Source organism: Pseudomonas sp. MWU16-30323 (assembly GCF_020515595.1).
In the GTDB taxonomy this organism is placed as follows: Bacteria; Pseudomonadota; Gammaproteobacteria; order Pseudomonadales; family Pseudomonadaceae; genus Aquipseudomonas; species Aquipseudomonas yamanorum.
On record NZ_JAIWYM010000019.1, the window covers coordinates 96,453 to 113,340 of the forward strand.

General features: G+C 50.5%; 16 protein-coding genes and 1 pseudogene. 7 read left to right on the forward strand and 10 right to left on the reverse strand.

What is annotated here, in order from left to right; genetic code table 11:
* Positions 1-125: 125 nt before the first annotated feature.
* The 4 genes from LIY45_RS20850 to argH all read right to left on the reverse strand — a co-directional run bounded on the left by LIY45_RS20850 (position 126) and on the right by argH (position 4,206).
* Positions 126-947: an ABC transporter substrate-binding protein gene (locus LIY45_RS20850; protein WP_017475911.1), complete on the reverse strand. Its 822-nt coding sequence runs from the start codon at positions 945-947 to the stop codon at positions 126-128.
* Between the two features lie 25 nt (positions 948-972).
* A complete protein-coding gene (locus tag LIY45_RS20855) occupies positions 973-1,737 on the reverse strand; it encodes an amino acid ABC transporter ATP-binding protein (protein ID WP_003211502.1) in 765 nt (254 codons plus the stop codon).
* A 24-nt stretch (positions 1,738-1,761) separates the two neighbouring features.
* Positions 1,762-2,640, reverse strand: a complete 879-nt coding sequence (locus tag LIY45_RS20860; protein ID WP_063027828.1) for an amino acid ABC transporter permease — start codon at positions 2,638-2,640, stop codon at positions 1,762-1,764.
* A 138-nt stretch (positions 2,641-2,778) separates the two neighbouring features.
* The gene (gene argH / locus LIY45_RS20865) at positions 2,779-4,206 is read right to left on the reverse strand and encodes an argininosuccinate lyase (RefSeq protein ID WP_226477448.1); all 1,428 of its coding nucleotides are present in this window, start codon (positions 4,204-4,206) and stop codon (positions 2,779-2,781) included.
* Between the two features lie 263 nt (positions 4,207-4,469).
* On the opposite strand from argH, the gene LIY45_RS20870 reads away from it, so the two are divergent.
* Positions 4,470-5,429: a LysR family transcriptional regulator gene (locus tag LIY45_RS20870; RefSeq protein WP_226477449.1), complete on the forward strand. Its 960-nt coding sequence runs from the start codon at positions 4,470-4,472 to the stop codon at positions 5,427-5,429.
* A 111-nt stretch (positions 5,430-5,540) separates the two neighbouring features.
* Here the strand turns inward: LIY45_RS20870 and LIY45_RS20875 are convergent, their stop codons facing one another.
* Entirely contained in the window at positions 5,541-6,185 is a 645-nt protein-coding gene (locus LIY45_RS20875; RefSeq protein WP_226477450.1) for an HAD-IB family hydrolase, read from the reverse strand.
* 345 nt (positions 6,186-6,530) lie between these two features.
* On the opposite strand from LIY45_RS20875, the gene LIY45_RS20880 reads away from it, so the two are divergent.
* Genes LIY45_RS20880 through LIY45_RS20890 form a run of 3 tightly spaced genes read left to right on the forward strand, consistent with a single transcriptional unit; the run spans position 6,531 to position 8,043 of the window.
* Complete coding sequence (locus tag LIY45_RS20880) at positions 6,531-7,016, forward strand: Hcp family type VI secretion system effector (RefSeq protein ID WP_226477451.1); 486 nt, start codon at positions 6,531-6,533, stop codon at positions 7,014-7,016.
* Positions 7,013-7,726, forward strand: coding sequence for a DUF4225 domain-containing protein (locus LIY45_RS20885; protein ID WP_226477452.1), 714 nt, complete (start codon positions 7,013-7,015; stop codon positions 7,724-7,726). Before LIY45_RS20880 ends, LIY45_RS20885 begins: the two co-directional genes overlap by 4 nt.
* 5 nt (positions 7,727-7,731) lie before the next feature.
* Positions 7,732-8,043, forward strand: coding sequence for a hypothetical protein (locus tag LIY45_RS20890; protein ID WP_226477453.1), 312 nt, complete (start codon positions 7,732-7,734; stop codon positions 8,041-8,043).
* Positions 8,044-8,769: 726 nt separating this feature from the next.
* On the opposite strand, the gene LIY45_RS20895 is transcribed toward LIY45_RS20890, so the two are convergent.
* The 3 genes from LIY45_RS20895 to LIY45_RS20905 form a co-directional block, all read right to left on the reverse strand.
* Positions 8,770-9,303, reverse strand: a complete 534-nt coding sequence (locus LIY45_RS20895) for a Bro-N domain-containing protein (RefSeq protein ID WP_226477454.1) — start codon at positions 9,301-9,303, stop codon at positions 8,770-8,772.
* Positions 9,304-9,657: 354 nt separating this feature from the next.
* The gene (locus LIY45_RS20900; protein WP_226477455.1) at positions 9,658-10,107 is read right to left on the reverse strand and encodes a very short patch repair endonuclease; all 450 of its coding nucleotides are present in this window, start codon (positions 10,105-10,107) and stop codon (positions 9,658-9,660) included.
* Entirely contained in the window at positions 10,108-11,295 is a 1,188-nt protein-coding gene (locus LIY45_RS20905) for a restriction endonuclease (protein ID WP_226477456.1), read from the reverse strand. It lies immediately after the preceding gene.
* A gap of 81 nt (positions 11,296-11,376) precedes the next feature.
* On the opposite strand from LIY45_RS20905, the gene dcm reads away from it, so the two are divergent.
* The 3 genes from dcm to LIY45_RS20920 are packed head-to-tail and all read left to right on the forward strand — an operon-like array spanning position 11,377 to position 15,752.
* The gene (dcm, locus tag LIY45_RS20910) at positions 11,377-12,357 is read left to right on the forward strand and encodes a DNA (cytosine-5-)-methyltransferase (RefSeq protein WP_226477457.1); all 981 of its coding nucleotides are present in this window, start codon (positions 11,377-11,379) and stop codon (positions 12,355-12,357) included.
* Between the two features lie 36 nt (positions 12,358-12,393).
* The gene (locus LIY45_RS20915) at positions 12,394-14,607 is read left to right on the forward strand and encodes an ATP-binding protein (RefSeq protein ID WP_226477458.1); all 2,214 of its coding nucleotides are present in this window, start codon (positions 12,394-12,396) and stop codon (positions 14,605-14,607) included.
* On the forward strand, positions 14,607-15,752 hold the full coding sequence (locus LIY45_RS20920) for a hypothetical protein (RefSeq protein ID WP_226477459.1): 1,146 nt from the start codon (positions 14,607-14,609) through the stop codon (positions 15,750-15,752). The genes LIY45_RS20915 and LIY45_RS20920 overlap by 1 nt, the downstream gene beginning before the upstream one ends.
* Before the next feature lie 37 nt (positions 15,753-15,789).
* Here LIY45_RS20920 and LIY45_RS20925 read toward each other — a convergent pair whose 3' ends face one another.
* Together LIY45_RS20925 and LIY45_RS20930 are read right to left on the reverse strand one after the other, a co-directional pair.
* Complete coding sequence (locus tag LIY45_RS20925; protein ID WP_226477460.1) at positions 15,790-16,644, reverse strand: DUF2971 domain-containing protein; 855 nt, start codon at positions 16,642-16,644, stop codon at positions 15,790-15,792.
* A gap of 84 nt (positions 16,645-16,728) precedes the next feature.
* Positions 16,729-16,888, reverse strand: a pseudogene (locus LIY45_RS20930) (ribonucleotide-diphosphate reductase subunit beta); the annotation flags it as partial.

Below are 16,888 nucleotides of genomic sequence, written 5' to 3' on the forward strand. Positions count from 1 at the left end.
TTTCATACACAGTTGATCCCTGTGGGAGCCGGGCTTGCCCGCGATTGCGGTGTGTCAGCCACTGGAAATATCGACTGACACGCCCTCATCGCGGGCAAGCCCGGCTCCCACAGGGTTATGGGGTGTTACTGGCCGGCATTGATGCTGATTTTTTCCACCGCTCCCTGCTCCAGGTCCCACTTCTTCAGGATCTTGCCGTAGGTCCCATCATCGATCATACCCTGCAGTGCCTCACTGATGGCCGTGACCAACTCAGTATTGCTTTTCTCAATCCCAAGCCCCGTGAACTGCTTGGAAATCGCCAGGCCCACCGGCTTGTACTTACCCTTGTCCAGCGACATCAGGTAAGGAATGGTTTCGCTGCCCTGCATCGCCGCATCCAGACGGTTCTGTTGCAACTGCGCCCGCGCATCCGCCGAGCCCTCGGTGCCAATCACCACGATGGCTGGCTTACCGGCCTTTTCGCAGTTTTCCTTGCTCCACGCGGCAATTTCCGACGGCCAGGTGGTACGTCGGCTGGTGCCGACTTTTTTACCGCACAGGTCAGTCAACTCCTTGAGGTCTTCGCGCTTGGCCAGGGTGTACAGCTGCGGGCCGCTGGTGAAGTAATCGATGAAGGTCACCGACTTCTGACGCTCGGCGGTGTCGGTCATGCCCGACAGCACAATGTCCACACGCTTGGTGGTCAGGCCGCTGAGCATCTGTTCGAAGCCGGTTTCCTGCCACTTGATCTTCACCCCCAGGCGCTCGGCCAGGGCGTTGCCCAGGTCAAAGTCCAGGCCGGTGAGTTTGTTGGTGGCGGTGTCCTTGAAATCCATCGGCGGGTAGTTCGGCACGATGGCCGCGCTGATCTCACCCTTGTCCTTGATCGCTGCCGGCAATGCCGCCAAAACCGAAGTGGAGGCCATCAGGCCTACGAGCAAACTTGGAAGAAACAGATTTTTCATGGGGGCGTTCTCGTTAGTTTTTTAGTTAAGTGCGAACGGCAGAAATAAAGCTTTGGGTACGCGGGTTTTGTGGGCTTATTAGAATTTCTTCCGGGCTGCCGGCTTCCACAATCTGGCCGGCATCCATAAACACCATGCGGTTGGACACTTCGCGGGCGAAGCCCAATTCATGGGTGACCACAATCATGGTCATGCCGGTGGTGGCCAAATCGCGCATCACCGACAGCACTTCTCCTACCAGCTCCGGGTCGAGGGCTGACGTGGGTTCGTCAAACAGCATCAGCTTGGGACGCATCGCCAACGCACGGGCAATCGCCACACGCTGTTGCTGGCCGCCGGACAATTCCACCGGGTAGGCATTGCGCTTGTCCGCCAGGCCGACGCGGGCCAACAACTCCAACGCGTCCTCGGTGGCTTCCTTGGGCGAGCGCTTGAGCACTTGGCACGGGCCTTCGATGATGTTCTGCAACACGGTCATGTGCGGGAACAGATTGAAGCGCTGAAACACCATGCCGGTGGCCAGGCGCTGACGGGCGATCTGTGATTCATTCAACTCATGCAGCTTGTTGCCGACCACCCGGTAACCCACCAGTTCGCCGTCGACCCACAGGCCGCCCTTGTCGATTTTTTCCAGCTGATTGACGCAGCGCAGCAGGGTACTTTTGCCGGAACCGGACGGGCCGATAATGCACAGCACTTCGCCTTGTTCGACTTCCAGGTTGATGTCCTGCAGCGCGTGATACTGGTCGTAATACTTGTTCAGGTTCACGGCCTTGACGATGCTTCTCATGGGGCAAATCTCCTCAGTCAGGGCTTACGAACGCTTGCCGGCGCCGCGGGCAAAACGACGCTCGAGGCGGCTCTGACCGAATGAAAGAACAGTCACCACCGCCAGGTACCAGATGCCGGCAACAATCAGCAGCTCCATGACCCGGGCGTTGGCGTAGTAGATGTTTTGCGCGTTGTGCAGCAGCTCCGAGTACTGGATCACACTCGCCAGGCTGGTCATTTTCACCATGCTGATGAACTCGTTGCCTACAGGCGGAATGATCACCCGCATCGCCTGGGGCAGAATCACCCTACGCAGCGCCTGAAGGCTCGGCATGCCGATGGACTTGGCGGCTTCATACTGGCCGGTGTCCACCGACAACAGGCCGGCGCGCACCACTTCGGCGGTGTAGGCACCCTGGTTGATGCTCAGGCCGAGGAGGGCGGCCACGAACGGCGTCATCAGGTCCACGGTGTCGATGCTGAACAGGCCGGGAATCGCGATCACCGGGAAAATCAGCGCCAGGTTGAACCACAGCAGCAGCTGCAGAATCAGCGGCGTGCCACGAAACAGCCAGGTGTAGGTGATGGCCACGTAGCGCAGGATCGGGTTGGCCGACATGCGCATGATCGCCGTGATCACCCCGATCACCACACCCAGCGCCATGGCCAGGATCGACATGATGATGGTGTTCACCAGGCCCCAGATGATCGCCTCGGACGTGAGGAACTGACCGATGTAGGACCATTCGATCTGACCGTTGGCGAATGCCCGCAACAAGGCGGCCAGTGCGACCACGATCAAAGTGGCGAACACCATGCGACCGTAATAGCGACGGGGCACATGCTCGTACTTCGTGATATCGAACTGGTTCTCGGTCTGCTGGCGCTCGGCTTGCAAGCGCTCTGCCGGGGTTTGTTTCATGGTGACTCTCCAAAACAACTGAATACACTGATCGTTCCCACGCTCTGCGTGGGAATGCAGCAAGGGATGCTCTGCGTCCCAAAAGCGTGACGCGGAGCGTCACAAGAGGCGTTCCCACGCAGAGCGTGGGAACGATCTTTAAATTCGAAAGCCGGTGTAGGTTTCTGCCCACTTCAGTTGCGCAGCCAACGCCACCTTCAACCGCCCAATCTGCTCCCTGACCCGCTCCGGCGCCGTACCACCCCAACCACTGCGCGCTGCAATCGCCGCTTCCAGGGTCAGGCACTCACGCACTTCCGGCGTCAGCCGCGTATCCACCTCCGCCAGCAACGCCGGCGAGGCTTCCCACAATTCAATCTCATGCTTCTCACAGGCTTGCACCAACGCGCCGGTAATCTCATGGGCTTCCTTGAACGGCACACCACGAGTGGCCAACCAATCCGCCACCTCCGTCGCCAGGGTGAAACCCATCGGCGCCTGACGCCGCAGCTCTTCCACCTGCACCTTCATCGTCGCGACCATCCCGGCCATCGCCGGCAGCACCAGCAGCAAGGTATCCACGCTGTCCAACACGCTGTGCTTGTCTTCACTCAAATCGCGGTTGTACGACAGCGGCAACGACTTGAGCGTCGACATCAACCCGGTCAGGTTGCCAATCAAACGCCCAGCCTTACCCCGCGCCAGTTCGGCAATGTCCGGGTTCTTCTTCTGCGGCATGATCGAGCTACCAGTGGCGTAGGCATCGTCCAACTGCACCCAGCGAAACTGCCGCGACGACCACAGGCAAAACTCCTCCGACAGCCGTGAAATATTCACCCCGAGCATGCCCGCCACAAACAGAAATTCCGCCACGTGGTCACGACTGGCTACAGCATCAATCGAGTTTTCGCACGGCCCGGTGTAACCCATCTCCTTGGCCGAATGCTCCGGCTGGCGCGCAATCGCCGAGCCCGCCATCGCCGCTGCACCCAACGGCGACAACGCCGTACGCGCATCCCAATCCACCAGGCGCTGCACATCCCGCAGCATCGATTGCGCATGGGCCAGCAAGTGATGGGCGAACACAATCGGCTGCGCCTGCTGCAAGTGGGTGAAGCCCGGGCAGATGCTCTCGATATGCTGCTCGGCCTGGTCCACCAGCGCCTGCTGCAACCCCAACACCTCGGTGGTGATGGTGCGCGCGTGATCCCGCAGGAACAGGCGCAAATCGTTGGCCGTCTGATCATTGCGCGAACGCCCGGCGCGCAACTTGCCGCCCAGGGCGCCTAAACGCTCGGTCAACACCCGCTCGATGAAGGTGTGCACATCCTCGTCATCCAGCGTCGGGTGCAGGCGGCCTGCGGCGAAGTCCTCACCGATGCGGTCCAGCGCTTCCAGGGTGCGCAAGGTTTCCGACTCATCCAGCAACCCGGCCCGCTGCAACTCACGGGCATGGGCCCGGGAGCCGGCCAGGTCGTAGGGCGTCAGGCGAAAATAGCGCTCGGGGCAACGGGACAGCGCCGCCAAAGCAGCGGACGGGCCGGACTTGAAACGAGCACCCCAGAGGCGATCGGTGGGCTGAGACATGGTATTCCTCACGCTTGTTTTTAGAAGTGACAAGCCCGGTGGACGTGGCTTGGCCTTATGGATTCGGAGGGCAGTAGCAAAACGAAAAAGTCCTGATCGAAGTGTCAGGTTTTTATGGGCGTTAAATCAGCCGGTAAGAGCTGTTCAACCCGCTATATTCAAGGTTGCCAAGGGCGGTTAAGTATGTTCATTATTGCCGCCCGGCGATGTTCATGGAGTAGGTCAAAGCCTGTTGAATATGGCACTTGAGGTCAACACGTATTATGGAAACCCCACTTTCCAATTCTGGAAACATACCGCCAAAACCCGGCACAAGACCGCCCCTGCAACTCAGCGGCCTGGACTTCAAATTGCTGCGGGTGTTCAAGGCGGTGGTCGAAGCGGGCGGCTTCAGCGCGGCGCAGAATGAGCTGAACGTGGGCCTGGCGGCAATCAGCAAACAGATTTCCGACCTGGAAATTCGCATCGGCATGCGCCTGTGTACGCGAGGGCGCGAAGGATTTGGCCTGACCGAAGAAGGCAAATTAGTCTATCAAGCGTCCATTGAATTATTTGCCTCGGTAGACAGTTTCAGAGACAAGCTTAGTTCGGCACAGAACGAACTGATTGGCGACCTTAGTGTGGGCGTTATTGATAACACCGTATCGGACGTTAATTCGCCGCTTATTAAGGCGCTGGGGAAATTACATAGAGAATCGCCGAAAATAAGATTGCGCCTACATGCCTCCCAACTGGACGAAGTTGAACGGGGCGTGGTGGAAGGGCGGCTGATTGTCGGCATCGTCCCGGTGTACCAGCGCCGGGAAGAATTCGATTATTTCTCGCTGTACGAAGAAAAGTCCCACGCGTACTGCGCCGTCGGGCATCCGCTGTTTGAAGCGAGTGACATCAACGCAGATGTGTTGCGCCAGCATGAAGTGGTCAACCATCGTTATGCGATCCACAGCGACAAGGCCAACTTCGTCAGCTACGACAGCCAGTCCGCCTCGGCCTCCCAGGTAGAAGCCGTGGCCATCCTCATCCTCACCGGCCGCTTCCTGGGCTTCCTCCCGGAACACTACGCCGCGCCGTTGGTGAGAGAAGGGCGCCTGCGCGTGTTATGCCCGGAGCAGATCCACCTGAGCACACCGTTCAACCTCATCCTGCGCCACAACGCCCCACGAAGCCCGCTGGTCAAAGCCTTCGCAACGGCACTCGGCGTGGACCTCAAAGCGCCAATCTAACGAACTCACACCACCCTTAGAACCTACAGAGATCCCCTGTGGGAGCTGTCGAGCCCCAGCGAGGCTGCGATGGGATCACCTCGGTCTACCCGCAGACCCCATCCACCCGCATCACCGCTGCAACCTGGCCCGCTTCTTCTTCCCATGAAAATGCCGAAAATGCGCATCCTGCGCCGCCGCCAACAACTCCCGATCCCCGCGCGTATCACCCCAGGCCCTGAGCCGATACTCCCCCAGATCCCCATAAACCGCCTCAAGCCGAAGCACCTTATTCTCACACCGGCAATTATTCCCTGTGAGCTTGCCCGTCAACACCCCGTCCACCACCTCAAGCTCAGTACCAATCAACCGGATCCCAAGCCGATCCGCAAACGGCTGCAACACCAACGCCGGCGACGCCGAACACAGCGTCACCACCGCCCCGGACTTCACCTCATCGGCCACCGATTGCAGCCCGGTTGGGCGCATCAACTTGTTCCAATACGCCTGGCAATACGCTTCAGCTTTCTGCTGAACCCACGCCTTGTCCACGCCGGTCATAAAGGTGCGGATCAACTGCGCCTTGAGCTCATCACGGCTAATCACGCGCAACAGAAACTGCGCGCCAGGCACCGCCAGCTTCACCATCCTGCGCATGAACTCGCCTTTACCAAAGGCGAACTTCAGGAACGGCACGAAACTGTCGTGGTGGGTCAGGGTGCCGTCGAAGTCAAAGACGGAGAGTACTTTGGCATCCAAGGGGCCGGATTCGAGCATGTCTGGGTTCACGGGCGGGTCTCGATTATTTGGAGCGGGTCATCTGGTGTTCTGACAGGGAGTCGTCTGCACGGTTCAGGCGGAAGACGGTGAGCTGCCAGAGCGATCGCTCTCTCTGTTTTCTCGGACGCGAAAATCACGCGTCTGGTTGATCGGCGCAGTTTACTACCTCAAGGTCCATGGTTGGGCCTTCTCGAACCTATCCAGCGCGCTGTCCGGCATCCAGCATGCACTATAAGGTGAAATTTCCTACTTATTACTCGTACCGTTTAAAGCGAAGCGTCCGATATTTCCTATTTTGTATTTTTCGTAAGGTGCCCTTCAAAACAACAGGGCGCTTACCTTATGGCTAACCACGGCTACATGACCATCAGCGGCAAATCCCAAGGCCTCATCTCTGCAAGCTGTTCGACCCAGGACTCTATAGGCAACAAGTGCCAGGACGGGCACCGCGACGAGATAATGGTGCTGTCCTTCCACCACAATATGGCCAACCGCGGAAACGTCAGGGCATCGAGTCACGGCCCGATTGCTATCACCAAAAATATCGACAAGTCATCTCCTTTACTGGCGGTAGCGCTTTCCAATAGGGAAGAGCTCAACTGTGTCATCAATTTTTACCGTATTGCCCCAACGGGCTGGCACGAAAAGTACTACAGCGTCGATATTCGAGGTTGCATCATTACTGACCTCACCGTCGACGTACCGCATTCTGTTTTGCATATTGATGCTGCGGCACAAGAGCATGTTGCGCTTCAATATCGGGAAATTATCTGGACTCACCATCAAGCCGGAACCAGTGGTTTCAGCACTTGGGAGGCGGGTCGGTGACTATTGAAAAGAAAAAACAGAATCCGACGTTTCACGATATCTGGATGGTTAGTCAGGCGGGTGCATACTTGACTAATCAGGCCTGCACGATAAGTGCTCGCCATATTAAAGATGGAATTGTCAGGTTGCAGTTCAATCGGGAAGTGGCTTATTACGCGCGGAGTATTGTCAGGGATGTTGAGGAAGGCAAGAAGAGTGTTGATCAAGGTTTGCTGGAAATAAAGAACGAACAAAAAAGCCTGATGAATCAGTCTCTGGAGGTGGGGAGGAAAGGTGTCGGGGTTATCGCGGGGGCTCTCCAATTTGCGACAGGTGCAGGGATTTGCTATGCCTCAGTCGGAACGTTGTGTGCGCTGGCGGGCATCCCGATTATGGCGCAGGGGGCTAATAATATATATGAGAATGGTCGTAACTTATGGGAGGGGCATTCAAATACAAAGGGCCCGGTAAGGCAGCTTTATCAAAAGGCGGCTGTAGAGTTTGGAGGGAATGAAGCACTTGGGGATAAGGGTTATGGAGTGGTAGATCTGGCAATGTCTGGCTACGGTGCTATGAGGCTAGTGTTGAAACCTGACTCTTGGCGCTTATTTAGATATATCCGTACTGACTACATCAGGGGGTATCAGAAAATGGGACCTGGCTCAAGGGCTGCTGAGATAGGGGGCGGTGTTCTGACTCTGGATCAATTGCTCAATGATGCGAGAGAGTAATGTGTTTGCTCATTTTTATCTTGGAAGTTCTCGGTGTCTGTTTTGCTTTTTATCTGAAGGCCAAGCTATCGGGTGTTAATATTAGTGAGGTAAAGATTTATGTTGGGATTTTTATAAATTCAGTGTTCATTGCTATGTATATAAAAATGATTAAGTATGACGAGTTTTGGTTGTTGGGTTATCGTCCAGATATTTTTTATGATTGTATTTTTTTAGGTTGGTTTGCATTTTTCTGTATTTTCGCCCATGCGATGGCTATTCCGGTGGGGAGAAAGGTCAAGTGGTGGTTTTCGCGTAAAAATGGAGACTGGAATTGACCGTTTGGTTTGTTATGACGTTTCCATTGTTTGCATTGTGGGGATTACTCTGTGCTTTTACTTTGAGGATACGATTCTCCGGGGCGCATTTGTGGGAATGGTGCGGGATAAGGTTCATAATTTGCGTCGCGTTTAATTTTTTGTTTGCGATGATCTATTTTTTAATTTCGAAACTGCAAGTCCTTCCCGTGTTGGGATACAGGCCGGACATAATTTTAGAATATCCGTTCATCGAATGGATTGCTTTTTTCTGTGGTTATATTCATGTTTTTGCATGGCCCGTCGAGAGAGAGCTTCGGTGGTGGTTTTGATGGGTGGCCTCTATTGGTTTTGGTCGAGTGGGTATCAATGAATGATCGTCTTTTGGGTGTGGGTGTTCGTGATGGGTGGTGTCGTATTTGCTTATTTTCTGAAGATACGTTTTTCTGGAGATAAGTTAGGTTATATAAAGCTGTATACTTGTCTGATTGTTAATGGTTTTTTCGTAGTCTCTTATATGGATATCATTCGGTATAACCAATTTTTATTTTTGGGATATAGACCTGACTTGGTTGTAAGTTATCCGGCTATTGAGTGGTTTGTGTTTTTTGGGATTTTGGCTCACGCATTCGCACTTCCAATGAAGTGGAAGGTTAAAAGATGGTTTTAAACGATAAAACAGAAGAGAACTGACAATAGGAGGAGGGGCCGTCCGAGCTTCAGCTCGGACGGATCAAACACAAAAGTTCAGCGCACCGTATGACCTGAAAAACGGAAATATTCCGCGACCTTCCGCAACCAAGTTCTGCTCGGGGGCGCCCGACGGCGAGTCCTGTTGAGCAATAGGTAGGGCATATCCCGGAGCCGAATCCAGCCTTCATCTTGCCAATGCAGAAGGCTCAACGACATTTCAGGCCAATCCAGCAAGCTCAACATCGGACGGTCTGTGGATCTTGATTGATGCTCATCGCGCAAAGTGGGAACCACTTGATGAGTCAGCCATTCCCGCAGCAGGCGATGCCCAGGTGTGTAGTGATACACCAGCAACGCATACACGCCGGACTCACTGATCATCAGCATGTTTTCAGGTTGGCCGTGATATCGAATTTCCAGGGTTTGACGCTGATCCTCATCGAGCTTGCTGACCTTACGATCATCCAGGTACAACCCCATCAGACGGCCGAGGTCTCGAGCACAGAACCATGGCTGGTTCTCAAGGAGTAGAGCGTGCAGGTGTAGGTTATGGCGGGTGAAGACGGTAGGCAGGAAGGGTTCATGCATGAAACACCTCCGAGTCGGAGCGTGTATGAGAGGTGGTGCAGGTACAGCTAAAGTCCTTCGCAGGGACCGCAAAGTATCCAGGCATTTCCGTTACCTCTGGTTGCTTTCTTAGGGCGTTATGGGTGTCGGGAGCTAAGAAACCCACCAGAGACGGGCCGGACATATTCCCCTTTCGGGTCTTGTATTCGCCCACTCCCGACATAACGGGGATTTTTTCACAGACGTAGAGAAACCGCTGGCGAAAAAAAGCCGCATGGCTGTCGGGTGCGGAGGACCGCTCTGGTTGAGGCGTTTCTTAGGCGCCGAGTGGTGAGGGTAGGTGGGCGGTTGGAGCTCGTCAAGCTCTCAGAATTATCATTCCATTTCAGCTGATACGTGCTGACTATCGATTTTGGGGTTGATCATTTTTTGGATTTCAGCCCGCAATGTGTCTCTATTTTTCGTTTGGCATTCCCAGATAATTGATACGCGCCAACCTGATACTTCAAGCGCTCGTTTAGCCTTCATGTCTCGTTCAACATTTTTTGCGAGCTTAGGTAGCCAAAAATCCAGTCTGCTTTTTGGTGTGTACGCGTATTTGCAGCCAGGGTGTCTATGCCAGAAACACCCGTGAACGAACAAGCATAATCGATGCTTCGGGAATACCAGGTCTGGTGTTCCCGGTAAGTCCTTTCGGTGTAGACGATAGCGAAACCCCAGTTCATGACACATTGATCGAACAGTCATTTCGGGCTTCGTGTTTTTGCCCTTGATTTTGGACATGTTCCTTGACCGCTGCTCAGGGGTGACTACGTCGGCACTCATTTAGGTTTCACCCAATGGAAAACTCGTTTTCAACCACGTCAGTACCGCGGCGCTGTCCTGTAGGCCTGTTTCTCTCAGAAGCTCCACGAGGTCTTTTCCAGCAAGAATCATTACTGGGTGGCCGTCTTCTACGATTTCCTTATAGGCCTGATCATGCAGCCATGATGTCGTGACGATGACGCCAAATTGACGGTGCCGAAGGCGAGAGATCAGCCTCGACACCTCCCTGACACCTACAGAGTTATTCGTACCGTAACACTTGGCTTCAATTGCAAAGTCTACGAGCACCGAGGTCTCAGGTCTCCCGATCCGAAGTCTGCCAATGCCATCTCGCCCCCCGTCTCGATACCGCCGTGTCAGGTCAAGCTCTACAGTATCGGGCAAGCACACCCTAACCAAGTGGGCCGCACACTCCTCGAATGCGTAAGGGTCTGACTCGAAGTGTTTGTGTAGGATGGCCAACGTCTTGACATCATCTTTTAAGGTCGGCAGTTGGTCTTTCTTTGACCTGATAGGTTGTGAGCGTTTGGCGATCAGAGGAGTGTATTGGCCCGTTTTCACCCATTTAAGCCATCCAGCCGGTGCATTCTCGCTGTCATCCGCCCGTACGCCTGAAATAATATCCGTAAGCCATGCCCTGGGGATTTCTGGCAGGTCGAGAATGGTGAAGGTGGCTCTGTAATTCTGAAATCGCTGACCGTTGCTCGCGTGCCAGACGGCTACCAAATCATCATTGTGAGTGCTTCCAATTCTGCCGGGCACTGCCAGCCCCCTGAAAATCATGTCGCGATAGATACCAGCCTTGGTGAAAACGAAAATTGGTGGGATATCCGCCCGTAAACCTGAGTGTTGTCGTTCGAAAATTAGCTCTAAAAGATTGTTGCCATACCGGTTGGTTTCGTCCAATTTACGACCCGGCTTCTTGTTATCGCCATAGTAGGTAAACACACCTGTGGAGAGGTCCAGTTCATCGGGCCAGTCAAGATCCTCCATGCTCGACAACAGCGCGATGAGACGCGGGTCGTTGCGTTTTCCTCTGATTCGAAAGCCGCCTTGATTGCTGAGGCTAAGAAGCTTCGTCAGAGGATCGTCACTCGAATTGCCGTTTCGGCTACCTGAGTAGCGAGCATCGATCACCAAATTTGAGCTTGATAGCTCGTCAACTGCGTAAACCAGGTTCTCGTTCATGCTGGTGTCCTTATGCCATTATTGTTGAATGGTGCAGGGAACCTGGTAACCTGGCTAGAAGATTAAATTAAAGGCTTTGAAATGGATCAGATTCGCGCGTTTGACATGTTCTGCGGGGCGGGAGGCAGCAGCCTGGGAGCTCGAGAAGGGGGCGCAACGATTGTTGGCGGTGTAGACCTTTGGGGACCAGCAGTCGAATCATTTCGTCTCAATTTTCCTGATGCTCATGTCTATCAGGGGGACCTCCGCAAGCTAAGCCCAAAAAAAATTATGAAGGAAACAGGTCCAATAGATCTGCTTATATCTTCACCCGAATGTACGCACCATACTTGCGCGCGAGGAGCTAAACCTCGCTCTGAAGACAGTAAAGACACGGCTTTTCAGGTTATCAGGTACGCAAAGGTTATGAAGCCCAGATGGATAACATTAGAAAATGTTATCCATATGAAGCCTTGGTCGCGATATAGCGAATTGATGGAAGAGCTAAAATTCCTGAAATATAACGTTAGGGAGCAGGTTATTGATGCTTCTATGTTCGGGGTAGCGCAGCGTAGGCGTCGATTGTTTATGATAGCCGATCGTCAAGAAGCACCTGAACTGGTATGTCCGATAAGTACTACTTATAAAAACGTTTGGGATATATTGGACCAGAGTGGTAGATATAAAATGACACCACTTCGTACTCCTAAAAGAGCAAAAGATACTCTTGTTCGCGCGGATAGGGCTATAAAGGAGTTGGGCGAGGATAAAGCATTTATTCTTGTGTATTATGGGTCGGATGGTGCGGGTGGTTGGCAACGAATGAGTGACCCTCTAAGAACAATAACCACAGTGGATAGATTTGCATTCGTTATGCCTACCTCGGACGGGCATATGATGCGAATGTTGCAACCTGACGAGTTGCGGCGCGCAATGGGTTTTCCCGATGATTATATTTTTCCTGATGTAACAAGACGCGATAAAGTAAAGCTTATGGGGAATGCAGTTTGCTCTCCCGTGATGGAAGCTATTTTAAGGTCGATAGCATTCTCTTCGGACCGTAAGATAGATAAGGCCGCTTAGTTCTATAGTCGCTTACGTATTCGGAGATAAGGTGTTATGGATGATAAATTAAACTCTAAGCCCTCAGCTTTTCGTCCTAGAGCTAGGATAATGAAGACTTTAGGTGAGGAGCTTATCAGTAGTGATACGGTTGCTGTTATTGAGCTGGTTAAAAATGCTTACGACGCAGGAGCTAGGAACGTTCTCATAAAGTTTAGTGAGAATTTACAAGCCGGTTTTGGTAGCGTGGAGGTAATTGATAACGGCCTAGGAATGGGGATTGATGTAATTAGAGGTGCGTGGATGGAACCAGCGACTCCATCTAAAAAGAAAAATAAAAACAGTCTTGACGGCTCCAGGCGAGTGCTAGGTGAGAAAGGAGTGGGGAGATTCGCCGCTTCAAGGCTTGCCGTCTCTTTAGAGCTAATTAGCCGTAAGCACGGAGAAGAACTAGAGTCCTATACCTTTTTTGACTGGACTCAGTTCGATGATGAAGAAAAATTTTTAGATGAGATTGTAATTGAAACTGTACAGCGACAACCCGAAGAAATAATTACGGCTAACGAAAGTGTCCCAAAAAGCTTCTTTGAGGATGAAAATGGTACCCATGGTACAGTTTTAAGGATGAATGGATTAAGAAGTCCCTGGGATGAGATGAGCTTTTTGGCATTACAGCGTGGGTTGTCACGCTTAGTATCGCCTTTTTCCGAGATTGATGGTTTTGATATTAAAATCTTGGCGCCTGATCCATATCAGAAGTTTTCTAAAAGTATAGAGCCTCCGCAAGCTGTAAAGTACCCACACTATACGGTCTCTGGTACCGTATCTGAGTCTGGAGTCATCGATTTAACTTATACTGTTCTTGCCGCGGGAGATCCGGTAAGGGTTAGCGGGAAAATAGTCCCCGTAGATGATGATGGGCGATGGGAATTTTTAGCAACTAATGTTGACGCGGATGATAAAAACTTTCGAAGTCCGGCTTGTGGCGCTTTAGATATAGAAATGAGGATCTGGGATCGAGATGATCTTGGCAATATAGTGCAAATGATAAAAAGCTCTATATCTAATGTACGTAAAGATTTGGATGCTTTTGCTGGTGTAAATATTTATCGAGATGGCTTTAGGGTGCTTCCATACGGGGAACCTAATAATGATTGGCTTAGACTGGATCTTCGGCGTATCCAGAATCCAACTCTTAGAATATCGAATAACCAAATATTCGGCTATGTACAAATCGCGGCGGACAGGAATCCCGAACTAAAGGATCAGTCAAATCGCGAAGGGTTGAGAGAAAATCAGGCGTATTTTGATCTCAGGGAAATCATGATTGCTATCCTTTCTAGGATGGAAGTTTATCGACGCCAGTACAAGCGACGAGAGGATAAAGCGGGGAAGAAAGAAGAGAATGTTCGTCCGGGATTATTTGATTCTCTTGATTTCGGTGGTATTAGAAACCATCTTTCTGAAAAGCATCCTTCCGACAAAGTAGCCTTGGATATGGTTGAGAGGGTTGAAAAAGATTATTTGCGGAAAATCGAGGAAATTAAATTAGTAGTCGCTCGTTACCATGGTTTGGCAACCCTTGGACAGTTGATAGATGGGCTACTTCATCAAGGGCGTCATCCACTCGCTAAAATTGTAGGCTATGCAAAGTTAGGTTTGAATAGTGTTGCTCGCCTAAAAGATAATGGAGATGAAAGTTCTTCAACTTCAAAACTCATTGAGCGATTCACAAAAATTCTTAAGCAGGGCGGAGTTTTAGACGGGGTTTTTCGTAGAATCGAACCGTTTGGAGGGCGACGGAGGGGGAAGCCTGCGCAGCTTTACTTGGAGCAGCTAATTCGGGATGCTCATGATATTTTGGCTGATGAGTTTGAAAGGTCGAAGGTCAAGTTTACGTCGCCAAAAACTGAAACGTTAGTGAGTATTGATCCGGCTGAATTTCAGGAAGTATTAGTAAACTTACTTCAGAATAGTTTGTACTGGCTTAAGTTGTCAGATGAAAGTAATCGTGTTGTGGCAATCACTGTAAAGCGAAATGCAGATCAAGCTGTTGAAGTGATTGTTGCTGATAGTGGTCCTGGGGTACCGTTTGAAAACCGCGAAATGATTTTCGAGCCTTACTTTACAACGAAAAATGAGGGCATAGGTTTAGGTCTTTCGATTGTTGGCGATATTGTCAGTGACTACTATGGGGGAAGTTTAGAGCTGATGGACTCAAATCCCCTTGGAGGCGCTGCGTTCAGGATTACTTTTAAAAGGAGAGTTTGATGGCCACAGTATGGAATTTTTTAGTATTTGATGACGATCCTGAAATTCTTGAACTTTTAGTTGAGTTGTTAGAAGAACCCGGGTTGCTGGGTGAGGGGAATATTGTAAAGTGCACTGTGGTAGAAAGTTTTTTGGAGGCTCAGAGGTCTGTAAATACAGGCAACTACGATCTGGTTATTTTGGATTTGGAAGATGCAGCGGATGACTCAGTTAAGGAGTCGAAGACTGGTAAGCTAAGTGGTGAAAAGGTACTGGAAACTTTAAAAAATAATCAGTTTATTCCTGTAATTTTTCATACGGGATATGCAGACAAAATTACGCACTTGGAAAGCCATTTTGTTAAGGTGGTTAGAAAGGGCGCGATGGACGAGTTGGTAAAACTTGTGATCGAAACGTTCGAAACGAAATTGCCAGGATTGATTAGATATATTCAAGAGGAGCAAAGAAAGTATCTTTGGGGGCATGTGGAGAGTCAGTGGGATAGCACGAGTGAACTGAAGGAGGAAGGGGAAGTTGCTTATCTCCTTGCACGAAGGCTTGCTAACTCCCTGAGTGCAAATTCAATTCGTCGGTTTTTTAATCCTGAGTATGACTCTAGTTCTACAGTTCTTCCTATTGAGTATTATGTTTGGCCGTCTATAAGCTCTAGAGTTGTATTGGGGGATATATATATAGATGCGGCGGATGGGGGGTTTTATCTTGTTATAAATCCAGCGTGCGATCTGGAGCAATGTAAAGCTGAAAGCGTGCTACTTGTGATGTGCAAGCGGATTGAGGATTTTGTTGAACTGGAGCAGATTGTAAAATTGATTGAGAGCAAAACTGATGTTGGTACAGGAAAAAAGAAAGAGTTAGTTGCTTTGCTTGGGGATAATAGACGTGTCGCGGGAGGGCAGCCGGATAGGTATAAGTATCTGCCTGGTACTTCTTTTATTCCTCATTTGGTTGCTGATTTTCAATCACTTTCTCAAGTTAAAATTAGTGCTCTTTCTGACGTGGGGCGATTCTCAAGAGTAGCTACCCTGGATACGCCATTTGCAGAGGGTGTGCAGACAAAGTTCTCGCGATACTACGGTAGGTTCGGAGTGCCTGATTTGAATTTTGATTCTTTAGCAACGGATATTATAAAAAGTCTTCAGAAATAATTCTTGATCGCGGGAGGGAGAACTCCTCTCCCTTTACCTATGGATCTAATTTTATAATTTCTAGTTTGAATTGATTATGAGCTTTAGTGGCTTGAAAAAATTCTATTTTCAGTTCTTTGTTTCTTTTGCAAATGTCCATGATGTTGTTTTTTTCCTCAATGCAGGTCCTCAGGCCAAAAGTTATGGACTTTAGGCTACTCGGGTTGAATTTTTTAAGTCCGAAGCTTTTTTCATCTATCAACCTGAACTCCTGCTCGTATTCCCATTTATCGTATTTGTCCGTTAATACTGATATGCCACCTCGCTGATCATCTTCGAAGGACATTTTTTTTGCGAGCTCTGCCCGTTTTTTTTGCCAAGCTGTTTCCGGTAGATGCCTGAACTTATGAAAAATATCTGTATAGAACTTTAATATTATGGTTGGGTCGTCAAGATCTGTAAAATCAGTTTTATAGTTGACTGGAAGTGATTTTGTATGGGGGGTTGTGTTTTTGTGTAAGTCGTCAAAGCCGATACAAAAACCCTTATGGTTGTCCGCATAGTGACTCCACATTAGGATCTCATCGTTAACTTTACTTAAGCTATAAATTCCCACCTTTTCTAGCGTTTCCCGTATTCCCTTGTGGGTATTGTCTAGTTTAGGGTTGCCATTCAGTATTATTTTTTCACATGTGCTCTTCAACATTTTGTATGTTGCAGTATCAAATATATTACTGTCGTGCAGTGAGTCAATTTGCGCCGAGGCCCTTTTGAACATGTTCTTTACATTTGGAAATGGAGTTGAGAATTCAAAAGGATCGTTAAAGTCAGTGTACCTTGAGAAATATGCATTGTTGTTCTCAAGTATATCCAATGAGTATTTATTTATTGCTCGGTATTTGTAGCCCCGCATTTAGTCATCCTTGATGTTTTTACGGCCAATAAAACCCCGAGCGCACTCAGGGTTTGAAGGGCGATTTAATTGTCAGGTTGACGATCAATCCCAGCTCAACGCCCCACCAGTCTGATACTCAATAACCCGAGTCTCAAAGAAATTCTTCTCTTTCTTCAAGTCCATGATCTCGCTCATCCAAGGGAACGGGTTGGTGGTGCCTGGGTATTCCTCTTTCAACCCAATCTGCGACAGACGACGGTTA

Coding starts and splice junctions, on each gene's coding strand:
- LIY45_RS20850 (WP_017475911.1), bottom strand. CDS start 947: ATGAAAAATCTGTTTCTTCCAAGTTTGCTCGTAGGCCTGATGGCCTCC.
- LIY45_RS20855 (WP_003211502.1), bottom strand. CDS start 1,737: ATGAGAAGCATCGTCAAGGCCGTGAACCTGAACAAGTATTACGACCAG.
- LIY45_RS20860 (WP_063027828.1), bottom strand. CDS start 2,640: ATGAAACAAACCCCGGCAGAGCGCTTGCAAGCCGAGCGCCAGCAGACC.
- argH (WP_226477448.1), bottom strand. CDS start 4,206: ATGTCTCAGCCCACCGATCGCCTCTGGGGTGCTCGTTTCAAGTCCGGC.
- LIY45_RS20870 (WP_226477449.1), top strand. CDS start 4,470: ATGGAAACCCCACTTTCCAATTCTGGAAACATACCGCCAAAACCCGGC.
- LIY45_RS20875 (WP_226477450.1), bottom strand. CDS start 6,185: ATGCTCGAATCCGGCCCCTTGGATGCCAAAGTACTCTCCGTCTTTGAC.
- LIY45_RS20880 (WP_226477451.1), top strand. CDS start 6,531: ATGGCTAACCACGGCTACATGACCATCAGCGGCAAATCCCAAGGCCTC.
- LIY45_RS20895 (WP_226477454.1), bottom strand. CDS start 9,303: ATGCATGAACCCTTCCTGCCTACCGTCTTCACCCGCCATAACCTACAC.
- LIY45_RS20900 (WP_226477455.1), bottom strand. CDS start 10,107: ATGAGTGCCGACGTAGTCACCCCTGAGCAGCGGTCAAGGAACATGTCC.
- LIY45_RS20905 (WP_226477456.1), bottom strand. CDS start 11,295: ATGAACGAGAACCTGGTTTACGCAGTTGACGAGCTATCAAGCTCAAAT.
- dcm (WP_226477457.1), top strand. CDS start 11,377: ATGGATCAGATTCGCGCGTTTGACATGTTCTGCGGGGCGGGAGGCAGC.
- LIY45_RS20915 (WP_226477458.1), top strand. CDS start 12,394: ATGGATGATAAATTAAACTCTAAGCCCTCAGCTTTTCGTCCTAGAGCT.
- LIY45_RS20920 (WP_226477459.1), top strand. CDS start 14,607: ATGGCCACAGTATGGAATTTTTTAGTATTTGATGACGATCCTGAAATT.
- LIY45_RS20925 (WP_226477460.1), bottom strand. CDS start 16,644: ATGCGGGGCTACAAATACCGAGCAATAAATAAATACTCATTGGATATA.